We start from the raw sequence: 19,682 nt of genomic DNA on the forward strand, positions 1-19,682 counted from the left end.
AAACCGTCTCGCGCTTCAAGATAACGTGAAGACCGGACGGGATCGCAACGGGCGGCGACGAGATGATTACAAAGAAACGAGTGTCAACGGCCCCAGCATATCCGCTGATCAAGCGTCTGATTGGCGAAAATCTGCCGCCGCACAAGATGCTGTATGTGACAGGTTTGCTGTGCTCGATCGCCGCTGCTGCGGCGACCGGCGCGGCGGCCTGGATCATGAAAGTCATGATCAACACCATCTATGTCGAGCGAGACGCTGCCGCTGTATCGGGTATCAGCGCCGTCATCATCGGCATTTTCCTGGTCAAGGGCATAGCTGCCTACTGCCAGACCATCACGACGGGAAAGATTCGCCGGGCTATCGTTTCGGACCTGCAAAACCGGCAATTTTCCCGAATGGTGTATTTCGACATCAGCCGTTTCGCGAACCAGCATCCGGCAAAATTCATCTCCAAAATCATGTTCAACGCGCGCGCCGGGGCGACCGTTATTCTCACCCTCACGAGCAGCGCCGTCTCTGATCTGCTGACCCTGATTGCCTTGGCCAGCGTCATGGTCAAACAGGACCCGGTGATGTCGCTGATATCCGTGGCGGTTCTGCCGATGCTGTTCCTGTCAGTCGGCGCGATAACAAGGAAGCTCAAGGCGCTGGCGAGGGGCGAGACGGAATTGGCCGCACAAGTCCAGTCGATCGGCACGGAAGCCGTCGAAGGCATCCGCACCATCAAGTCCTTCCAGCTCGAGGACAAGGCGGTTGCCAGCTTTGCAAAGGCCGTCCGCAAGATGGAAAGACGTGGCATCCAGATCAACCGGACGTCAGCATTGATGAGCCCATTGATGGAGACCGGCGGCGGCGTGATCATCGGGCTTTTCGTTATGTACGCCAGCTGGCAGACCCTCGGCAACGGCAAGACGCCCGGCGAATTCATGGCCTTCATTACCGCGTTCCTGCTTGCCTATGAGCCTGCCAAGCGGTTGGCCCGGGTCAATGTCGACATCCAGAAGCAAATGGTCGCCGTCGAGCAGATGTATGATTTGATCGACACGCCCGAGCAACGGCGACTCGCGATTGCGGGCGAGCGTCTGACCGACGTCGATGGTGGTATCCGCTTTGAAGATGTGGCCTTTTCCTATGACGGCAACAGCCCCGCGCTCGAGGGTGTTTCCTTCGACGTGCGACCTCGTGAGAAGCTGGCGATCGTCGGCCGCTCCGGCGCCGGCAAGACCACCATCGTCAATCTGATCCTGCGCCTGATGGAGCCGGACAAGGGCAGGATCCTGATCGACGGAAAGGACATTTCGAAGATCAGCCTGGCCGACGTTCGCGATAACATCGCACTGGTATCTCAGGACGTCTTCCTGTTCGAAGGCTCGATCCGCGACAACATTCGCGACGGTCGCCCAAACGCCACCGATCAGGAAATCGAGTCCGCTGCGAATCTCGCCCGGGTCACCAGCTTTGCGTCTGCGCTCGAAAACGGGCTCGACACGCTTGTCGGGCCGAGCGGCACCAACCTGTCGGGCGGGCAGAAACAACGCGTTGCCATCGCACGCGCCCTGCTCAAGAATGCTGCGGTAATCGTCTATGATGAAGCGACATCCGCGCTCGACGGTGAAAACGAACGGGCGGTCATGGAGGCAGCCTTCGACAACACATTTCAGCGCACGGTGATCTGCATTGCGCACAGGCTGTCTACAATCAAGGCGGCCGATCGTATTCTCGTGTTTGACGCCGGACAGCTTGTCGATGCTGGAACGCATGACCAGCTTGCCAAGCACAGCGAGATATATCGTTCGATATTCCACCTGGAGACGCCCGATCCGATGGTCGAAAGCGGCAAAAAGCTGCGGCAGAGCGTATTGCGCTGAAGGCCGATGACCAGCTTTTATCACGGTTCCTATGTCCGGTATGTGATTGGTGGACTGGGCCTTCAGGTGCGCCGGTACAAAAAGGCGGTGCGCAGGTTGTTTTTCAGTCCCAAGCAGCCTCGTTCCATTCTTGAGCTACAGGCCAAGGTTGAGGCCCTGATCGTGCGCAGGGACTGGAAAGGCCTTGAAGCCGGTACCAATGAGATGGCTGTCACGGCCGATCATAATCGCGACCCGGAGCTGATGCAGAAGGCGGGCCAGGCGTTCGAACGCCTTGGCAACTTTGCGCGGGCAGCTGAGCTTCGGCTTTCCGCTCGCCGGCTGCGGAAAGGGAAGAGCGCCAACGAGTGGACCGGCGAGAATCTCGGATCGGATACACTGCTGATCGATCTTGTGGAGGATGACCCGCGCAGCCTTGGCCGGGTTATCCGCCACGCGCGACTGGCCGGCGCTGCCGCTGCCTATGCCCAAAGTGCAACAATTCGGGTCGAGCCGCGCCTGGTATCAATTCTGCAGCGAACGTTCCCGAAGGCGACCGTGGTCCCGGCGCAGCGGGATGTGGTCGGCGACAAACACGCGACTTTCGAAGATCTCGCCTGGGTGTTCGGACGCGACGCCGAAAAGCTTGCTGCCGACTTCGTACCGCTGCGGGCAGATCCTGAACTCGTCGAGGCATTCCGCAAGCGCTATCGGGCGATGACGGATCTGCCGCTGGTCGGTCTCTCCTGGGGCAGCAAGTCCCATACCAAGGACGTGCCTGATTTTCCTGAATGGGCACGGTTCATCGCCCAGACGCCAGCGACATTCGTTTCGCTCCAGTACGGGCAGATCAAGCCGGCGTTGCGGCGCCTTCGCAACGGCAACGACGCGCGTCTGATCTTTGACGACAGCGTCGACCAGATGGTCGACATGGACCGTTTCGCCGCACAGCTCGCCGCACTCGATGCTGTCGTGACGATCAGCAATACGGCGGCCCATCTTGCGGGAGCCATTGGCGTGCCGACTGTTTTCCTCATCGACGATAATTTTCAGACGGCATGGCCAGTGACTGGCGACCGGACACCCTGGTATCCGAAGGGCATTGTCATTCGCAAGGAGGGGCGCCCTTGGTCGCTGGTGCTCGACGAGGCCGGCCGGCGGCTCTCGTCGATCCTGACGACGCTTTCCGACGCTCCCCGGGGACGATAGAACATCGCCGTGCAGAACAGACGAACCATCCTTCAGAAGGCAAAAACCGCCGATCTGCGCCCGCAAGGCGCCGTCGGCAAGCGGCTGCAGAAGGTTCTCGAGCGGGCAAAGGAACTTCTTAGACGTCCTTCGCGCCACGCCGACGAAAGCGCCGAACGGCATATGAGGCTGATGGAGGAAAGCGTGCAGCGTGGTGATTGGCAAACTGCTCGCGACCATGCACTGGCGCTTGGCGTGCTTGGTGAGCAGCTTGGCGATCTCGGCCTGATCAAGAAAGCGGGGCGTGGACTGAGGCGTCTCGACGGAGGAAATCGCATCTGGCAGTTGATGGCGGCGAGCAAGCAGCTGCGCGGCAGGCCCGATTGGGATGGCAGTGATCTTGCGGGTCGCACGCTTCTCGTCGATCGTCGCGAAGGCGACCTGGCGATCTTTTTCCAGTTCGCGTCTTTGCTTGGTCCAGCAGCTGCGGCTGCCGGTCGATGCATCGTCTTCGTCGAGCCGCGACTGGCACCGCTTTATCGCAGAACATATCCTGCGCTCGATGTCAGGATTGAAGGGGAAGAGGACATGGCGGCGGTGGACGCCGATGTCGTTGCCGGTTTCGAGACGCTCGCAAAGCATTTCTGGCCGGACGACCCGGCGGCACGCGCGCCCTTCGTTCCGCTGGAGCCGGACCGCCGACTGGTTGCCGAGCTGCGCGGCACCTATCTCGATGGCGGCCCAGGTCCCCTGATCGGATTTGCTTGGGGAAGCCTCAACAAGAGCAAGGATCTGCCGGCCCTGGACGATTGGCGGACGCTGTTCAGCAGTCTGCCGGGGCGCCTCGTCAGCTTGCAATATGGCGATGTCGGGCCGGCCCTCTCCGAGTTCGAGCGCCACGCGCCGGGGCGCATCATCCATGACGCTTCCGTCGACCAGTTGACGGACATGGACCGCTTTGCCGCCCAAATTGCGGCGCTCGACGCGGTGGTGACGATCAGCAATACCGGCGCCAACCTGGCCGGAGCGCTCGGCGTGCCGACGATTGTCATGCTCGACGACGGGTTTCGACTGTCCTGGCCTGCCTTCGGCGAGACCGTCGCCGCATATCCGAGCGTTCGACTGGCCCGAAAAGGCGGCCGAGCCTGGGCGTCGGCAGTGCAGGAAGCAGGCGGACGGGTCATGCAAATCATCAGCGGAGCTGGCGATGGAAGGTAGCCTACTTCTCGGCCGGTTGCGCCGCGCTGTCGCGCTTGCAGGCTACAAATACAAGGTCTGGTTCCGACGTCACCGCCGGCAGCTCTTCCTTCGCTGGCGCGACGGCGACATTGCCGATCAGATGGCGGATTATCGGCGAAGCGTCGAGTCCCGCGATTGGCCGGCGGCCCTGCCGAAAGCCCTGGCTCTTGGATCCATTGCGAAGTCGAGGGGCGAGGTCCACCTGATCGACGAGCTCAGCAAGGCGCTGATGCGGATGGGCGCTTATGGCGCAGCCGCCGAACTCAGGATCGCCCGACGCCACATCGTCAACGGCCGCGTCGATGGCGAGTGGCTGGGCCAGGATATTTCTGGCCAGACACTGCTGATTGATCTGATGGAAACCGAAAAGCAGGGTCTGGCCACCGCGATCCATCATGCGAGTTCCGTCGGCTGTGCCCTGGAGCGCGCCGCCCGCTCGATCGTGCTGGTCGAGCGCCGCCTGGTACCGCTCTTTCAGCGCACTTTTCCGACCGCCGATGTGCGGCCGGTCGGCGCTGGCGGCAAGGCCGCCTATGCCGAGGCGCAGGCCTTCGCCGGCGTCCAGCATCTGACTGCCGTTTTCGAAACCGACGAGGCGACGATCCGCGAGCATTTCGTGCCCCTTAAGCCGGATCCGGCCCGGGTCGCTGAACTTCGCGCCCGCTACCGGAAGGAAGGACGGCCGTTGGTCGGTATCGCATGGGGCAGCTCCAATCCCGGCAAAGACCTGCCGCCGCTTGCCGCCTGGCGAAACCTGATCGGCCGACCGGACCTCCGGTTCGTCTCGCTGCAGTACGGCCAGATCGAGACCGATCTGAAGATCCTGACCGACGGTGAGCCGGAGCGAATTCTTCATGACAGATCGGTCGATCAGCTCGTCGACATGGATCTTTTCGCCGCGCAGGTTGCCGCGATGGACGCCGTGGTGACCATCAGCAATACCGGAGCGCATCTGGCCGGCGCGCTCGGCATCCCCTCGGTTTTCATTCTGGGCGACGGCTTCAAACGCTCCTGGCCGGTCGAGGGCGACCGCACGCCCTACTATCCATCGGCCGTGCTGGTCTCGAAACGGGAACGCCCCTGGTCCGTGGTGATGGGCGAGGCCGAGTCCATTCTGGCGCCATGGCTCACAAAAGTGAGTGGCTAATGCATGTCGTCCAAAAGCGCGTCACTGAATACGCTTCGACGCGATGCGCATTAAGGAGTTCGGCCGACGGACCGCGGAATGGAGCGCCCGTGTCGAACAGTCGTCGCAACAGGCCAAAAAACATAAGGCATTCCGAACCGGGATATAGTAAAGGCCAATTCGCCCCGCAGAGGATCGCAATTCTTGCCGGCATTTCTGCCTTGTGTTCGAATTAGCCGTAGGCTTAGGCGCCCAGTAATGGGGTTGGTCTGGCCGGCAGCGGTTCGGGCGCCAGCTCTGATAATCTAAAGGAGGTCTCTCCATGTCCTTTCTAAACATGTCCTTTCTAAAATTTTTCCAGGCCAAAGAGCCGCCTCTTCCTCTTATCGTATCCTTTCCAAAATCGGGGCGCACGTGGCTGCGTGTCATGCTGGACGATCTCGGAGTTGAAGTTCAATACATTCACGACGGAACCGACCACAAGTTACTTCGACCGATATCGGGCCTCAAGGAGAATAAATCTCGATACAAGAAGAGAAGAACAATAATGCTTGTTCGCGATCCAAGAGATACGGTGGTCTCAGGGTACTTTCAGGTTCAGAAGCGCCACATGCTTCCAGCGGGATCGTTCAGCGATTTTATCAGAAGCGACAATCATGGGATTGAAAAGATCATCAGATTTAATCTGCATTGGTTCGCGGCCATGCCCCGGATGCGCGAAATCCGGTATCTTCAATATGAAGATATGCATCGGGATACGGCTGGTGTCCTTCGCGCGATCCTTGGATTCCTGAACCAGCAGGCTGACGATCGGACGCTTGTCGAGGTGGCGAACAACCGAACGTTCGACAAGATGAAAGTGAGTGAATCGACCGGTGATCTGTCCGATCGATACGGCAAGATATTACAGCCGCGCGATGCGAATGATCCCGAAAGCTTCAAGGTGCGCAAGGGCAAGATAGGCGGTTACGGGGAATATCTTTCCGAGGACGACGTGGCCTATTGTGACGAGCAGTTGGCTAAGTTCGAATATTGGGAGAAGCTGGACAAGGTTTTTAGCACGAACGGCTTGTGCTACGCTCGCGTCGATAACCGCGCCCGGGTCGCCTTGGGTTAGGGAGCATTGCCGACATGGTGATGCGGACCGGATTCATTTGCGGCTGCGGCCATAGCGGGACGACGTTGATTGCGACGATCCTTGCGTCGCATCCCGACGTCTACCTGCCGCTCCAGGAAACCAACATTTTCTTCAAGTGGACGCCACTGGCCATGTTCCGCTTCTGGAAACTGAAGCGGGCGGCGCTCGATGCTGGAAAGAACCTGCTGCTTGAAAAGACACCGCGGCATATCCGCCGTGTCGCCCGCATTCGCCGGCTCGTGCCCGGTGCGCGTTTCGTCATGCCGGTGCGAGATGGGCGCGACGTCGTAGCGTCCCTGATCAAACGACTTGGCGACCCAACGGAGGCTCTCGACCGCTGGATCAACGACAATGCGCTGGTTCTTGCGGAACGGGGAAAGCCGGATGTGCTGATCTATCGCTATGAGGACCTGGTCGAGAATCCGGCCAAAGTCGTCGAGCAGATATGCGGCTTTCTCGATGTAACCTTCAGCCCGGATCTCCTCGACTATCACAAGAACCCGCAGCAGTGGTTCAAGCCGACCGACGCCAGCGGCGAGACGCCGCATGCGGTGCTCCGGAACCAACAGGTCAATCAGCCGATCTATGACGGGAGCGGAAGATGGCGCTCCGAACTTGGAAACGCCGAGCTACAGGACCTGGTCCAAGGACGAGGTGCCCAGCTTATGAAAGCATTCGGTTATGCATGATGTCGGTTCGGCATCTGCTTGAAATGCCGTCTACCAATCAATTTTGTCGATCAAACCCGTTTTGAACAGGCTGTGAGCTCCTTCGTACAGCATTGACTGTTCGCTCATCGCGCTGAGAGCGGCTTTACCGCTCGATACCTCATGATACTGGCGATATTTGGAAGCGCCGTTCCAATACTGACCTTCCGCCACCGCGACCTGCGCCTTGTCGTTGAAATCGGCGAAGAACTTGAAATGAAGCAGGCCAGCCAATCCCTTTATATAGTTTCGCCAGTAGGGCAGCGGTGAGTGAATCGACGTAAAAATCGTCTGGCGATCAACATATATCAGAGGAAACTTGGTCAACTTGTGCTGCCTGGCGAAAAGCCGGGTTCTCGGGCCGCCTGTGATCTTGAGATGCCGGGGGCTCCTCGTCACCTCATAGCCGCTGCCGTCGAAATGGTCCGCAACTTGCCATGGCGGCACGATGGGATCGAAGGGTACGTCCCAGATGTTTCCGCTCGGATACATGTCGATCATCGGCGCCAGCAGGCGTGTCATTCCGCGCCGCTTGAGCCAGTCGGCCATCGCACCGAGCGGATGCTGATCCATACCGTCATAGACAAGATATTCGTCCGCATCCACGGTCAGATACCAGCGAGGCTGACCATAGATCTGCACAATCCGCTGACGCCAAAGGTTTCCCAGGTCCGACTGCGAATAGGTGATCGGCGAGCTGAATAGATCGACATCTGGCTGCTCGGCCAGAAGCTCAGCTGTTCCGTCTGTCGAGCGGTCATCGAGGACGGCGAATCTGGTGACGCCGAGTTCGCGATAGTGCTTCAGGAACGGGCGTAGCCTGTCCGCCTCGTTGCGGATGACGAGGATCAAAGGCAGGTCATTCGCTTTAAGGGGCGTTATCGGCCGCAGCGATGACACTTCTGCCCGTCTTCCGAAGGTGTGTCTCAGCCGATATATGGCGGTGTCGGTAATCGTCCGGCGGACAATGGCGGGCCAGGTTGCTTTGCTCAAGCCATCGATTCCCCTCATGGCGGTCACCGCCCGGCTGGAGCTGGCGCTGATCCGCTGTTTGCAGTTAATTTCTACATGCAGCACCGTTAGGCAAATCGCAAGCAGTTGCGGACAATGGACACAGGCCTGTTCTGAGTTCCGGCGGGTGAGCTTTCCAAGTGTTGCCGATGCGAGCTGGCCTCTATAGACATCGTCAGATGGCAACAAGGCCGGAGCCCAGACCCCATGTACGCCGGCATTCGTGGCACCGAAATTCAATTCGACAGGCCGCTCCTGTTCGTGCGCCAGCGTTATGCGCCTTTCGGTGGCGGCGAGATCATGTTGGAAAACATCATGGCCGCATTCGCCGCGCGTCAGCGGCGGGTGGCCGTGCTGTCCGGCGACTGGCCGCGTTATGAAGGCATCGAGTTCATCCATTGTGCCGGCCGCCGGTTTCCGCGTTCGCTGCGGGCGACGTCCTTTGCCCAAGCTGCCTGCCGCAAGATCGCCGAGATGCCGCCGGCGCTGGTGCAGAGCAACGATCGCCTCCCGTGCTGCGATGTCTTCCGGGCCGGGGAGGGCGTTCATGCCGCCTATCTTGCCGAGCGGCGGCGTTTCGAGACGCGGCTTGGCAGGGCGGCAATGGCGCTGAGCCCCTTTCACCGCCAGACGCTGCGCCTTGAACGTGCAACCTACGCCAGCCCGAGGCTCAAAGCTGTCATTGCCATTTCGAAGATGGTGGCAGAGGACATTGTCCGTCACTACGATTATCCGGCGGAAAATGTGCACCATATTCCCAACGGGGTGGATCTCGACCGCTTCAACCCGCAGCTGCGCCAGCAGCATCGGGCGACAATCCGCGCGCGGCTCGACGTCGACGAAAACAGGCCGGTCGTCCTGTTTGTCGGCTCGGGCTTTGCGCGAAAAGGACTTCTTGCACTGATGAAGGCGGTCGCTAGGCTCGATGGCGAGCCTGAATTGTGGGTCATCGGCCATGATTCGCGCGCCAACGCCTTCAGGCAGGCCGGTGACAGGCTCGGTCTCGGCGCACGGCTCAAGATGCTGGGGCCGCAGAAAGACATGCTGCCGTGGTACGGCGCGGCCGATATTGCCGTGCTGCCTTCCATCTATGATCCTTTCGGCACAGTGGTCATCGAAGCGATGGCCAGCGGCTTGCCCGCCGTGGTAAGCACCGGCTGTGGAGCGCGCGAGCTTGTCGAGCGGTTCGAGCCGACGCTCGTTTGCGATGCGGCCAGCGAAAGCGACCTCGCTGCAGCGCTCGCGCACGCGCTGCAGTTGTCGTCACGACCTGAGACCGCAGCCCGGGTGAGAGCGGCGGCCGAACACTATGATTTCAATGTCATGATCAAGCGAATGATGGCGCTGTATGAAGGCCTTGATCTGAAATGATTTTCGACTTTGTTGAATTAGGTTAGTACCCTCAGTGTGCTAACGGGCCGGGAGCCGATGCTGCAGATGCATTCGAATGACAGTGGCAGCTTTGATGCCGGAGCATTCTGACCGTGCCGGCGCTCTCGGTCATTATCATCACCCGCAACGAGGAGGCATCCATCGCGCAATGCCTTCGGTCGGTCCATTTTGCCGATGAGATCGTCGTTCTCGACAACAACAGCAGCGACAGAACCAGGGAGATTGCCGGTGCTCTGGGAGCAAAGGTTCTGATGACCGTTGATTGGCCCGGTTTTGGTGCGCAAAAAAACCGTGCGCTGGCCGCGGCAACGGGGGATTGGATCCTCTCGCTGGATGCCGATGAGTGGGTGGAGGCGCCGCTCGGCGCGGAAATAAGGGCCGCAATCGCCGACCCAAAAGCCAATGACGGCTTCGAAATACCGAGAAGATCGCGCTTTTGCGGGCACATTGTCCGCCATAGCGGCTGGTCGCCCGATCTGGTGCTCAGGCTCTTCCGTCGCCGCTCCGGGCGGTTCAGCGACGACACCGTGCACGAGAAGGTATTGGTGAACGGGAAGGTCAGCCGATTGTCTCAGCCGATCGAGCACGATTCCATTACCGACTTGGCAGATGCCCACGACAAGATCGGCCGGTACGCAGAAGCGTCCGCCGCGCAACTGCTTGCCGAGGGCAAAAAAAGCTCGATAGGCAAGGCGGTTTTGCGCTCGGTCTGGGCCTATGTGCGCAGCTATATTTTCCGGCTGGGATTTCTGGACGGTTCCATTGGTGCGATGGTGGCCGCGTATTCGGCCAGCTACACCTATCAGAAATGGGCCCGTGTCGCATTGGGAATGCGAGGCCCGGTCCACCCAAAAAAGCAACGCTGAGGCCAGGACAAATCTGTGAGAAACCGGCTTGGTTGACCGCAATTGTTGCCGAGCCATCGCCAACTAGTTAGTGTACGACCGTAAAAATCGAAAGCCAGGGTAGTGAATATGACTGATGCGTTTAGGGTATTTATCGGATGGGACAGCCGTGAGCCGATCGCGTACGACGTCGCGCGACACTCGCTGCTCAAACATGCGTCGGCGCCTGTCTCCGTCATTCCGATCAAACAGGACGAGATGCGTGCCCGCGGGCTATATTGGCGGGAAAAAGATCCGCTCGCCTCAACGGAGTTCACCTACACGCGCTTCCTCACGCCCTTTCTCGCCGACTACACGGGTTGGGCCCTGTTTTGCGATTGCGATTTCCTGTGGCTTGGTGATGTCGCAGGCCTGCTGAAATATACGGACTCGGACAAGGCGGTCTATTGCGTCCAGCATGACTATACGCCGAAGGCCACAACCAAGATGGATGGTGTGGTCCAGACGTCCTATCCTCGGAAAAACTGGTCGTCGCTGATGCTGTTCAATTGCGCGCATCCTTCGGTCAGATCGCTCACGCCAGAGGTCGTGAATCAGGAAAGTGGCGCCTATCTTCACCGAATGCAGTGGGTTGCCGACAAAGATTTGGGCTCATTGCCGGTAGAGTGGAATTGGCTCGAAGGTTGGAATGAAAAGCCTGCGGTCGGCACACCTAAGGCGGTCCACTATACCAGCGGCGGCCCGTGGTTTGCCGAATGGCAGAATGTCGACTACGCTGATTTGTGGATAGCAGAACGCGACGAGTTCCTGGCTTCCTATCAAGCGGAATCTTCGCAGAGCGCCGTTCGATAAGAACATCGTGTTGGCAGGTGACCTGGGCGCTTCCGAAAGTGGCATTGATTTTCGTGTCGCCAAGGGCGCAGCAACCAGCCGTCAGGCGCTGGGCGTCGACAACAATGCATGTTGCCGCCTGGGGGCGGGACCGAGGCAGATTGCGCCTACGAATCTGGCGGCTCCGGCCGGGTAAACATGCCGCGCTGAGATAAGGATCAGCTCGCGGCAATATGATCGGTTTTGGGGTCCGTCAGCTCTTTCATCGGCCTAGCCGGCACGCGAAAGTCGACCATGCCGTCACTGCGAAGACGCCTCGATCGTTTCCTGGAGAACCGCGGGCCTAAAATACCGCGGCTGCAGCTGAACCATGTCGAGCGCCTGGCGCTGGTCCGTCGCCACGGTGATTTTTCCCTTGCCTATTCGACCGCCGTGCAGAAGGGGCTTCACTACTTCGGCGATGCCCAGGGCTACATCGCTTACGGCAGCAAAACGCGACATCATTTCGCGCTCGGTGATCCAGTGGCTGCCCCGGCCGATCGGCGCGACTATATCAGACGTTTCATCGAGGTTGCCGGCAGCCCGTGGTTCGTGCAGATCGGCGACCAGACGGCGCGCGTGCTTGCCGGGCTTGGCTATCAGGTCAACCGCCTCGGCGTCGACACCAGGCTTGTCCTGCCCAGACACGACTTTTCCGGAAAGCGCAATGAGACAGTGCGCTATTCCGAACGCTGGCTCTTGAAGAAGGGTTTTTCCTTCGCAGAGGACAACGGGACTGTCTTCCTCGACGAGATTGCCAGGCTCTCCCAGAATTGGCGGGCCGACCGCATCGTCAAGCGCTGGGAGATGAGATTTCTCAACAGGCCCTTTGCCGATCACCTTGGCGTCGATATGCGCCGTTTCGTCCTGCACGGTCCGGATGGGGAGCTCGTGGCCTTGCTGGATTTCGATCCGCTGTTCAGCGACGGCAAGGTCATCGGCTACACCACCTCGTTCAAGCGCAAGCACATCGATGCCTCGGCGCATGCCGAGATCGGCCTGACCAAATTCGCGGTCGACCGCTTTCGCGATGAAGGTGTTTCCGTCGTCACCCTAGGCCTGTCGCCGCTTGTCGAAATCGGACCTAGCGGGTTTGCCGAAAGCGATTTCTGGCGGCACGCCTTCCAGCGTGCCTATGACTCCCTCTGGGTCAATCGCACCCGCTTCAATCTGCAGGGGCAGGCGGCCTTCAAGCGCCGGTTCCATGGTGTCGAAGAGCCGACCTATCTTGCCTTTCGCAAGGGGACCTTTTTCGAAGCGCTTTCTCTGCTCCGGCTGATCAGGGCCGTCTAGTGCCTAGTGGCTGAGCGCTCGTCGTCTCCTAGTATCGTCGACCTCACACCGGTCAGGCTCGTTGTTTAGGTGGGAAAGGAATGCCGCGGCGGGAAGCAAAAGACCGGCTGCGAATCGCCGGCCCATTCTGCGGCGTCCCCCAGTCCCGCCGGGCACGTTTGGCAGCCTGAGAACGGCTTCGCGTCAGCGCCAAGGGGTCGGATTTACGGTTGCTGCAGCGTACCGCCGGGAATAACGAGGGTACCCTGGCCTGGCCTTGAGTATCTGAAGCCTATGAAGAACAAAGCAACGATGATCAAACAAATGACGATGACCGCGACGACGCTGCCAGGATGGTGTCCGGTATCTGGCGGTTGGACCATTGCCTTCCCGTATGGCTATCGCCGCTGACCTTCTTCATCTTCCAACCGAGCATGACGACTGTCAATGGATACGGGAGTTGCGCCCGCCATCCAATCAGCCGACTGCAGCGTCGATCACGTTGCGCGTTGCTGACCGAAGCTGATGATGGACCTAACCACAGCTTGTCCCCAAGCACGCTTCCATCGCTGCGAAGCGTTGAAGGGCGGCGATCCACCGCGGCTTAGTCAGGCCGGAAACAGGAATGCAGCAGCGGGATCGAAAAAGACCTGCCGGCTGCAGGGCCACACATCCTGCGATTGCATGGCGGCGGAGGTCGGCCTGATGTCAACCTCCTGTCCAGCGGCGATGCGCGCGACGATCCGCCGGCGCTCGCCGTAAAATGCGATGTCGACGATCTCGACATTCAGTTCCGCGCTCGCCGGGCTCCGCTCCATGCTAAAGGCTTCGGGCCGGATCATCAGCCTGGTCTTCTGGCCTTTGCCGAACGTGCCGTTGGCCCTGACTCCGGATATCACCGAACCGTCTGTCATGCGGATCGTTGTCGTGCCGTTGGTGGTGCCGAGATGTTCGGCGGCGAGGAAATTCGAATTGCCGATGAAGCCGGCGACGAAATCGGTCGCCGGCCTGAGATAGAGATCCTCGCCGGTGCCGGTCTGCTCGATGCGGCCATCCTTGAACAGGGCGATTCGGTCCGACAGATGCAGCGCCTCTTCCTGATCGTGGGTGACGTAGAGAATGGTGACGCCGGTCTGGCGATGGATGCGGCGGATTTCGCCCTGGATTTCCTCGCGCAGCTTCTTGTCGAGCGCCGACAATGGCTCGTCCATCAAAAGGATCGGAGGATCGTAGGCCAGCGCCCGGGCCAGCGCGACGCGCTGCTGCTGGCCGCCCGACAGCGCACCGGGTAAGCGTCCGGCAAAGCTTTCGAGCCGCACCAGGGCCAGCATGTCGGCGACCTTTTTCTTCACGTCGGCGTCCGGCCGGCGGCGAACCCGCAGCGGAAAAGCGACGTTTTCGGCCACCGTCAGATGCGGAAACAGCGTGTAGCGCTGGAAGACCATGCCGATGTTGCGCTTATGCGAAGGCACTGCAAGCAGTGATTTTCCTTCCAGCAAGACATCGCCGGAAGTCGGGTCCTGAAAGCCGGCGATCGCGTAGAGCGTCGTCGATTTTCCCGAACCGGAGGGCCCGAGGAAGGTCAGGAACTCGCCCCTGGGAATGTCCAGCGTGACGTCGTGCACGGCGACGATCGCCCCGAACGCCTTGCGCAGATTGCGGATGGAGAGGAAAGGGTGGGTCATGTCCGGAACTTTCGGTGCAGCAGCGCCGTCATCACCATCAGGGCAAGCGTCAGCCCGACCAGCAGGCTGGAGGCAGCGGCGATCACCGGACTGAGGTCCGACCGCAGACTGCCCCAGATCTTGACGGGCAAGGTTTGCAAGCTGGGGCTGGCCATGAAGATCGCCACCACGACTTCGTCCCACGAGGCGAGGAAGGAAAAGATCGCGGCGGAGAAGATGCCGATCCGGATCGACGGCAAGGTGATCCTGAGCCTGGCCTCGAGCGGGCTTGCCCCGCAGACGATTGCCGCGTCCTCGATCGACTTGTCGAACCCTTCGAGCGCGGTGGCGATCGGAATGATGGCGAAGGGCAGCGCCAGCACGGTGTGGGCGATGACGAAGCCGATGGTGGTGCCGCCGAGGCCAAGGCGAAGGAAGAAGGCGTAGATGGCGATGGCGAAGACAACGACGGGCAGCACCATCGGCGTCAGCAGCAGGCCGCGCAGGATCTCACGTCCGGCAAACCGTCCGCGAACCAGGGCAAAGGAGGCGAGCAGGCCGATCGCTACTGCCAGGATCGCCGTCATGGTGGCGATTCGGGCGCTGGTCAGCGCGGCGTTGAGCCAAGCCGGATCGGCAAAAAGCTCCTGGTACCATTTGAGCGTCCAGCCGGGCGGCGGAAAAGCCAGCCAGCGCGACGAGCCGAAGGAGAGCAGGACGATGAAAACCACCGGCAACAGAAGAAAGCCGGCGACCAGCGCGGTGAAGCCGAGCAGGGCAACCCGTAGCCAACCCATGCGGTCATAGTCGAGCAGCATCTCAGATGCCTCCGCTCGTGCGCCTGGCACCGACAAGGCGCAGCTGCAGTGCGTAGAGAACCATGGTGACGACAAGCAGGATGAAGGCAGCGGCGCTGCCGAGCCCCCAGTTGAGCAGCGACTGGACCATTTGCGCGATCATTTCGGCAAGCATCATGTTCGACGTGCCGCCGAGCAGTGCCGGCGTTACGAAGTAGCCGAGCGACATGACGAAGACCATCAGGCCGCCGGCCGCGACGCCGGGCAGCGACAGCGGCACGAGGATGCGGCGGAACGCCTGGAAAGGGCTTGCGCCGCACAGCGACGCCGCACGCAGCGTCATCGGATCGATCGCCCGTAACGTGCCGACCAGCGGCAGGATCATGAAGGGCAGCATGATATAGACCATGCCGATGGTGACGCCGGTGAGATTGTTGATGAGCGGCAGCGGGTGGTCGATGACGCCGATGGTCATCAGCGTCCGGTTGATCACGCCGGTACGCTGCAGGAGCACCATCCAGGCATAGGTGCGGGTGAGCAGGTTCGTCCACATCGACAGAATGATGATGCCGAAGATGATCGAGGCCAGTCCCGAAGGCATGATCGCCAGCATCCAGGCGACCGGAAAGGCGACAAGGACCGTGGCGACGGTGACCAACGCCGCGACCAGGAATGTGTTGAAGAACACCCGCGCATAGGTGCCGTCACCAAGCAGGGCCGCATAGTTCTGCAAGCCTGGCTCGGGCTCCGTGACACTGCGCAAAAGCAGCGCCAGCACGGGGACGACGAAGAACAGCACAATCAGAATCAGGGCCGGCAGCAGGCCATTGAGACCTGCCGGCACCCGCACCGTTCCAAGGTTCCGGCGTGTTTCGACCGACATGACAGCGACCCGGCTACGGGACGAGACGGAGCGAACCGTCTCGTCCATTGCGGTTCAAGGGCGGGCTTATTTCGCCTGCCAGGCATACCAGCGCGCGGCGATGGTGTCGCGATTGGCGGCCCAGTAGTTCATGTCGAGATTGATCTGTCCGTCGACATGAGCGTCCGGCAGCGATTTCACGGCATCGGCCGGCATCTCTGCCTTGGCCTTGGTGTTGATCGGCGCATAACCGCTGGTTTCGGCAAATTTGGCCTGGCCGGCGGGGCTGCTCGCCGCGGCGAGGAATTTCATCGCCGTATCCTTGTTCTTGGCACCCTTCGGTACCACCAGAACGTCGGCGGCGGTCAGGTTCTGATTCCAGGAGACGCCGACATCGGCGCCATCCTTGTCCAGTGCGAAGACGCGGCCGTTCCACAGCTGGCCGAACGTCGCTTCGCCGGATGCGATCAATTGCTGCGACTCCGCCCCGCCGCTCCACCAGACGATGTCCGACTTGATGGTGTCGAGTTTCTTGAAGGCGCGATCGAGATCCAGCGGATAGAGCTTGTCCGCCGGGACACCATCGGCCAGCAGCGCGATCTCGATGACACCGGGCGCCGACCATTTGTAGAAGGTCCGCTTGCCCGGGAACTTCGTCAGGTCGAACATGTCGGCCCAGCCGGCCGGTTCACCCGAAACGGCGCCCTTGTTCCAGGCGAGCACGAAGGAATAGTAGAAACTGCCGACGGCGTGATCGGTGGTGAAGCGCGGATCGAGGTCGGCCTTCGGCACGGCCTTGAAGTCGATCGGCTCGAGCAGACCGTCCTTGGCCGCCTTGATGGCGAAATCCATCTCGACATCGACGACGTCCCAGTTGACACTGCCGCTGTCGACCATCGCCTTCAGCTTGCCGTAGTCGGTCGGGCCGTCCTGCATGACCTTGATGCCGGATGCAGCGGTGAACGGCTCGGCCCAGGATTTGGTCTGCGCTTCCTGGGTCGTCCCGCCCCAGCTGGTGAACACCATGTCCTCGGCTTTTGCGGCCGTCGTTGCCAGAACTGTCGTTGCAATAAATCCGGCAAGGAAGCCGGTGATGATCAGTTTCATGTCGTTCTCCTCTGTTGTTTTCGTTGTTGTCTGTTCGCGATCGGTCGTTTTCGCCTTGATCGCGCATCTCCGGCCAGCGGCGGCTACCGCATGACAAAAGGATCGGGAATCGGGTCGTCGGAGGTGCGTATCCACACCGATTTCGAACGCGTGTAGTCGCGGATCGCATCGAGGCCGCCCTCGCGGCCGAGCCCGGATTGGCCGTAGCCGCCAAACGGAACCAGCGGCGAGACCGCCCGATAGGTGTTGATCCAGACCACGCCGGCATGGATGCCGCGCGCCATGCGGTGGGCTTTTGCCAGATTGGTGGTGAACACGCCGGACGCCAGGCCGAACTTCGTGTTGTTGGCGAGCGAAAGCGCTTCAGCTTCGCTGTCGAAGGCTAGCACACAGAGCACCGGGCCGAAGAGCTCTTCGCGCACGCAGGCAAGGGTCTGATCAGGCGCGTCGATAATCGTCGGCGCGTAATAGAAGCCGTCCGCCATGCCCGCGGGGCGGATGCCGCCGGTGACCAGTTGCCCGCCCGCGGCCAGGCTTTCAGCAATGATCTTCTCTATCCATTCGCGCTGGCGCGAGGTGGCGAGCGGTCCCATTTCGATCGCGGGATCCTGCGGATCGCCAATCCTGATCGCCTCGGCTTTGCGCTTGAGCCGGGCGAGGAATTCGTCCTTCACGGAGCGCTGGACCAGCAGCCGCGAGCCGGCGACGCAGCTCTGGCCGGTGGCAGCGAAGATGCCGGCAACGACCGCGTTGGCGGCGCTGTCCAGATCGGCATCGGCAAACACCACGACCGGGCTTTTGCCGCCGAGCTCGAGCGTCGTGAAGGCGAGGTTTTCCGCCGTATTCCTGACGATCTGCCGAGCGGTCGAGGGACCGCCGGTGAAGGCGACGCGGGCGACGAGCGGATGACTGGTCAGCCGGTGACCGCAATCGTGGCCGAAGCCGGTCAGGATGTTCACGGTCCCGGCGGGAAATCCCGCCTCATGGACGAGTTCGGCGAAGGCCAGCAACGGGGCAGGGCCGTCTTCCGATGCTTTCAGAACGATGGTGCAGCCGGCCGCCAGCGCCGGCCCGAGCTTGACGGCGGACAGGAAGAGCTGCGAGTTCCACGGCACAATGGCGGCGACGACGCCAATTGGCTCCGGCCGGATGGTCACTTCCATGTCGGCCTTGTCGATGGGGACAAACGAGCCCTCGTGCTTGTCGGCCAGCCCGCCATAATAGCGGTAATAGTCGCCGACATAGGCGATCTGGGCGCGGGTCTCGCGGATGATCTTGCCGGTATCGCGCGTCTCGAGTTCCGCCAGCCGGTCGGCATTGGCGACCACCAGATCGCTGAGCCGCACCAGAAGCTTGCCGCGTGCCGTTGCCGTCATTGCCGGCCACGTGCCTGAGCCAAGCGCCCGGTGAGCAGCTTCGACGGCGCGGTCGACGTCATCAGACGATGCAGCGGGCATCTTCGCCCATGGCGCGCCCGTCGAGGGATCGATGCTGTCGAAGGTCGCCGCCACTTCGACGAAGCTGCCGTCAATATAGTTCCTGAATTGAGTGGTGCTCATCGCAACCCAGCTTTCGGCTCGGAAAAGGCCGGCATCACCCTGTCGATGAAGAGCTGCAGCGATTTCTTCTTGCGCCGATGGGAAAGGCCGCTGTCGATCCAGATCGAATACTGATCGTAGCCGAGCGCTTCGTAGGCTTTCAGCCTGGCGATCACCTCGTCGGCTTCGCCAATGACCAGGTTCTGCTTGATCTTGTCAGGCGCATATTGCGGCATGGGCGCGATCTCGTCTTCGGTCAGCGCTTCCATTATGCCCTGGTGCACCGGCTTCTTGTTCTGGAACCAGGCGCCGAACTGGCAGTAGAACTGCGACAGATCCTGCGCGAGCCGGTCAGCCTCCGCGGCATCCTCGGCGACGAAAGTATGCATCAGCAGCATGATCTCCGGCCTTGGTACGTCGGGGTGGGCATTACACGCTGCGTTGAAACGCTCCATCAGGCTGGCCACTTCGCCATCGCCGGAGGCAAGCGGCGTCACCTGGACGTTGCATTTGCTGGAAACCGCAAAGTCGTGCGAGTTCGGATCGCGTGCGGCCACCCAGATCGGCGGATAAGGCTTTTGCAGCGGCTTGGGCGACGAGGTGGTCGACGGAAACGACCAGAACTCGCCGGCGAGTTCGAAATCACCATCCCAAAGGCCGCGGATCGCCGGCACCATCTCGCGCATACGCTGGCCGGCACCCCAGGCCTCGAGGCCCGGGAAAAGTCGCTGGTATTCGTAAGCGTAGGCGCCGCGCGCAATGCCGATGTCGAGACGGCCGCCGGTGACGACGTCGGCCATCGCTGCTTCGCCGGCAAGCTTGATCGGGTGCCAGAACGGCGCGACGATGGTTCCTGTTCCGAGCCGGATGCGCCTGGTTTTGGCGGCGAGCCAGGCGATGTTGATGAACGGGTTCGGCGAGATGGTGAATTCCATCCCGTGATGCTCGCCGATCCAGGCAGTCTCGAATCCTGCCTCTTCCGCCTGCAGAACCAGCTCCTCCAGCTCGCCGACAAGCTCGGAATGCGGCTTTGCCAGATCCGATCGCTCCATGTGCACGAAAAGCGAAAACTTCATCGG

At 60.9% G+C, this 19,682-nt stretch carries 17 protein-coding genes; 10 read left to right on the plus strand and 7 right to left on the minus strand.

Annotated elements, in window-relative coordinates; all coding sequences use genetic code 11:
* Positions 1-155: 155 nt before the first annotated feature.
* The 6 genes from NKI29_RS02320 (at position 156) to NKI29_RS02345 (ending at position 7,227) form a co-directional block, all read left to right on the plus strand.
* Positions 156-1,868: an ABC transporter ATP-binding protein gene (locus NKI29_RS02320; protein WP_352568670.1), complete on the plus strand. Its 1,713-nt coding sequence runs from the start codon at positions 156-158 to the stop codon at positions 1,866-1,868.
* A 6-nt stretch (positions 1,869-1,874) separates the two neighbouring features.
* Positions 1,875-3,056, plus strand: a complete 1,182-nt coding sequence (locus NKI29_RS02325; RefSeq protein WP_352646116.1) for a glycosyltransferase family 9 protein — start codon at positions 1,875-1,877, stop codon at positions 3,054-3,056.
* Positions 3,057-3,065: 9 nt separating this feature from the next.
* Positions 3,066-4,253: a glycosyltransferase family 9 protein gene (locus NKI29_RS02330; RefSeq protein ID WP_352568668.1), complete on the plus strand. Its 1,188-nt coding sequence runs from the start codon at positions 3,066-3,068 to the stop codon at positions 4,251-4,253.
* Entirely contained in the window at positions 4,243-5,421 is a 1,179-nt protein-coding gene (locus NKI29_RS02335; protein ID WP_352646114.1) for a glycosyltransferase family 9 protein, read from the plus strand. The genes NKI29_RS02330 and NKI29_RS02335 overlap by 11 nt, the downstream gene beginning before the upstream one ends.
* A gap of 301 nt (positions 5,422-5,722) precedes the next feature.
* Positions 5,723-6,517 carry a sulfotransferase domain-containing protein gene (locus NKI29_RS02340; RefSeq protein WP_352568666.1) on the plus strand — a complete coding sequence of 265 codons (795 nt, stop codon included), beginning with the start codon at positions 5,723-5,725 and terminating at the stop codon, positions 6,515-6,517.
* Between the two features lie 14 nt (positions 6,518-6,531).
* Positions 6,532-7,227 (plus strand): sulfotransferase family protein, encoded by a 696-nt coding sequence (locus NKI29_RS02345; RefSeq protein ID WP_352568665.1) that lies wholly within the window; start codon positions 6,532-6,534, stop codon positions 7,225-7,227.
* A gap of 30 nt (positions 7,228-7,257) precedes the next feature.
* On the opposite strand, the gene NKI29_RS02350 is transcribed toward NKI29_RS02345, so the two are convergent.
* On the minus strand, positions 7,258-8,655 hold the full coding sequence (locus NKI29_RS02350; RefSeq protein ID WP_156937290.1) for a glycosyltransferase family 2 protein: 1,398 nt from the start codon (positions 8,653-8,655) through the stop codon (positions 7,258-7,260).
* Here NKI29_RS02350 and NKI29_RS02355 point away from each other — a divergent pair.
* From NKI29_RS02355 to NKI29_RS02370, 4 genes are all read left to right on the plus strand, one after another.
* Positions 8,572-9,627, plus strand: a complete 1,056-nt coding sequence (locus NKI29_RS02355) for a glycosyltransferase family 4 protein (protein WP_210164203.1) — start codon at positions 8,572-8,574, stop codon at positions 9,625-9,627. The two genes, NKI29_RS02350 and NKI29_RS02355, sit on opposite strands and share 84 nt — an antisense overlap.
* Positions 9,628-9,740: 113 nt before the next feature.
* Complete coding sequence (locus NKI29_RS02360) at positions 9,741-10,514, plus strand: glycosyltransferase family 2 protein (protein ID WP_352471919.1); 774 nt, start codon at positions 9,741-9,743, stop codon at positions 10,512-10,514.
* Between the two features lie 108 nt (positions 10,515-10,622).
* The gene (locus NKI29_RS02365; protein ID WP_352568663.1) at positions 10,623-11,345 is read left to right on the plus strand and encodes a glycosyltransferase; all 723 of its coding nucleotides are present in this window, start codon (positions 10,623-10,625) and stop codon (positions 11,343-11,345) included.
* 273 nt (positions 11,346-11,618) lie between these two features.
* Entirely contained in the window at positions 11,619-12,656 is a 1,038-nt protein-coding gene (locus NKI29_RS02370) for a phosphatidylglycerol lysyltransferase domain-containing protein (RefSeq protein WP_352456718.1), read from the plus strand.
* A 587-nt stretch (positions 12,657-13,243) separates the two neighbouring features.
* Here the strand turns inward: NKI29_RS02370 and NKI29_RS02375 are convergent.
* The 6 genes from NKI29_RS02375 to NKI29_RS02400 form a co-directional block, all read right to left on the minus strand.
* Positions 13,244-14,320: an ABC transporter ATP-binding protein gene (locus NKI29_RS02375; protein ID WP_352568662.1), complete on the minus strand. Its 1,077-nt coding sequence runs from the start codon at positions 14,318-14,320 to the stop codon at positions 13,244-13,246.
* Positions 14,317-15,117: an ABC transporter permease gene (locus tag NKI29_RS02380; protein WP_023674990.1), complete on the minus strand. Its 801-nt coding sequence runs from the start codon at positions 15,115-15,117 to the stop codon at positions 14,317-14,319. Before NKI29_RS02380 ends, NKI29_RS02375 begins: the two co-directional genes overlap by 4 nt.
* Before the next feature lies 1 nt (position 15,118).
* Complete coding sequence (locus NKI29_RS02385) at positions 15,119-15,979, minus strand: ABC transporter permease (protein WP_352568661.1); 861 nt, start codon at positions 15,977-15,979, stop codon at positions 15,119-15,121.
* A gap of 66 nt (positions 15,980-16,045) precedes the next feature.
* Positions 16,046-17,065, minus strand: coding sequence for an ABC transporter substrate-binding protein (locus NKI29_RS02390; RefSeq protein ID WP_352568660.1), 1,020 nt, complete (start codon positions 17,063-17,065; stop codon positions 16,046-16,048).
* 83 nt (positions 17,066-17,148) lie between these two features.
* The gene (locus NKI29_RS02395) at positions 17,149-18,624 is read right to left on the minus strand and encodes an aldehyde dehydrogenase (RefSeq protein WP_352568659.1); all 1,476 of its coding nucleotides are present in this window, start codon (positions 18,622-18,624) and stop codon (positions 17,149-17,151) included.
* Positions 18,621-19,679: an LLM class flavin-dependent oxidoreductase gene (locus NKI29_RS02400; protein ID WP_352795451.1), complete on the minus strand. Its 1,059-nt coding sequence runs from the start codon at positions 19,677-19,679 to the stop codon at positions 18,621-18,623. The genes NKI29_RS02395 and NKI29_RS02400 overlap by 4 nt, the downstream gene beginning before the upstream one ends.
* Positions 19,680-19,682: the final 3 nt, after the last annotated feature.

The sequence above is a fragment of the Mesorhizobium sp. M0678 genome, assembly GCF_040320505.1.
Classification (GTDB): Bacteria; Pseudomonadota; Alphaproteobacteria; order Rhizobiales; family Rhizobiaceae; genus Mesorhizobium.

What these genes read in the sequence shown, in the direction of transcription:
- NKI29_RS02325 (WP_352646116.1), top strand. Translation starts at nt 1,875, where the DNA reads ATGACCAGCTTTTATCACGGTTCCTATGTCCGGTATGTGATTGGTGGA.
- NKI29_RS02335 (WP_352646114.1), top strand. Translation starts at nt 4,243, where the DNA reads ATGGAAGGTAGCCTACTTCTCGGCCGGTTGCGCCGCGCTGTCGCGCTT.
- NKI29_RS02340 (WP_352568666.1), top strand. Translation starts at nt 5,723, where the DNA reads ATGTCCTTTCTAAACATGTCCTTTCTAAAATTTTTCCAGGCCAAAGAG.
- NKI29_RS02345 (WP_352568665.1), top strand. Translation starts at nt 6,532, where the DNA reads ATGGTGATGCGGACCGGATTCATTTGCGGCTGCGGCCATAGCGGGACG.
- NKI29_RS02355 (WP_210164203.1), top strand. Translation starts at nt 8,572, where the DNA reads ATGGCCGCATTCGCCGCGCGTCAGCGGCGGGTGGCCGTGCTGTCCGGC.
- NKI29_RS02350 (WP_156937290.1), bottom strand. Translation starts at nt 8,655, where the DNA reads ATGGATGAACTCGATGCCTTCATAACGCGGCCAGTCGCCGGACAGCAC.
- NKI29_RS02365 (WP_352568663.1), top strand. Translation starts at nt 10,623, where the DNA reads ATGACTGATGCGTTTAGGGTATTTATCGGATGGGACAGCCGTGAGCCG.
- NKI29_RS02370 (WP_352456718.1), top strand. Translation starts at nt 11,619, where the DNA reads ATGCCGTCACTGCGAAGACGCCTCGATCGTTTCCTGGAGAACCGCGGG.
- NKI29_RS02375 (WP_352568662.1), bottom strand. Translation starts at nt 14,320, where the DNA reads ATGACCCACCCTTTCCTCTCCATCCGCAATCTGCGCAAGGCGTTCGGG.
- NKI29_RS02380 (WP_023674990.1), bottom strand. Translation starts at nt 15,117, where the DNA reads ATGCTGCTCGACTATGACCGCATGGGTTGGCTACGGGTTGCCCTGCTC.
- NKI29_RS02385 (WP_352568661.1), bottom strand. Translation starts at nt 15,979, where the DNA reads ATGTCGGTCGAAACACGCCGGAACCTTGGAACGGTGCGGGTGCCGGCA.
- NKI29_RS02390 (WP_352568660.1), bottom strand. Translation starts at nt 17,065, where the DNA reads ATGAAACTGATCATCACCGGCTTCCTTGCCGGATTTATTGCAACGACA.
- NKI29_RS02395 (WP_352568659.1), bottom strand. Translation starts at nt 18,624, where the DNA reads ATGAGCACCACTCAATTCAGGAACTATATTGACGGCAGCTTCGTCGAA.
- NKI29_RS02400 (WP_352795451.1), bottom strand. Translation starts at nt 19,679, where the DNA reads ATGAAGTTTTCGCTTTTCGTGCACATGGAGCGATCGGATCTGGCAAAG.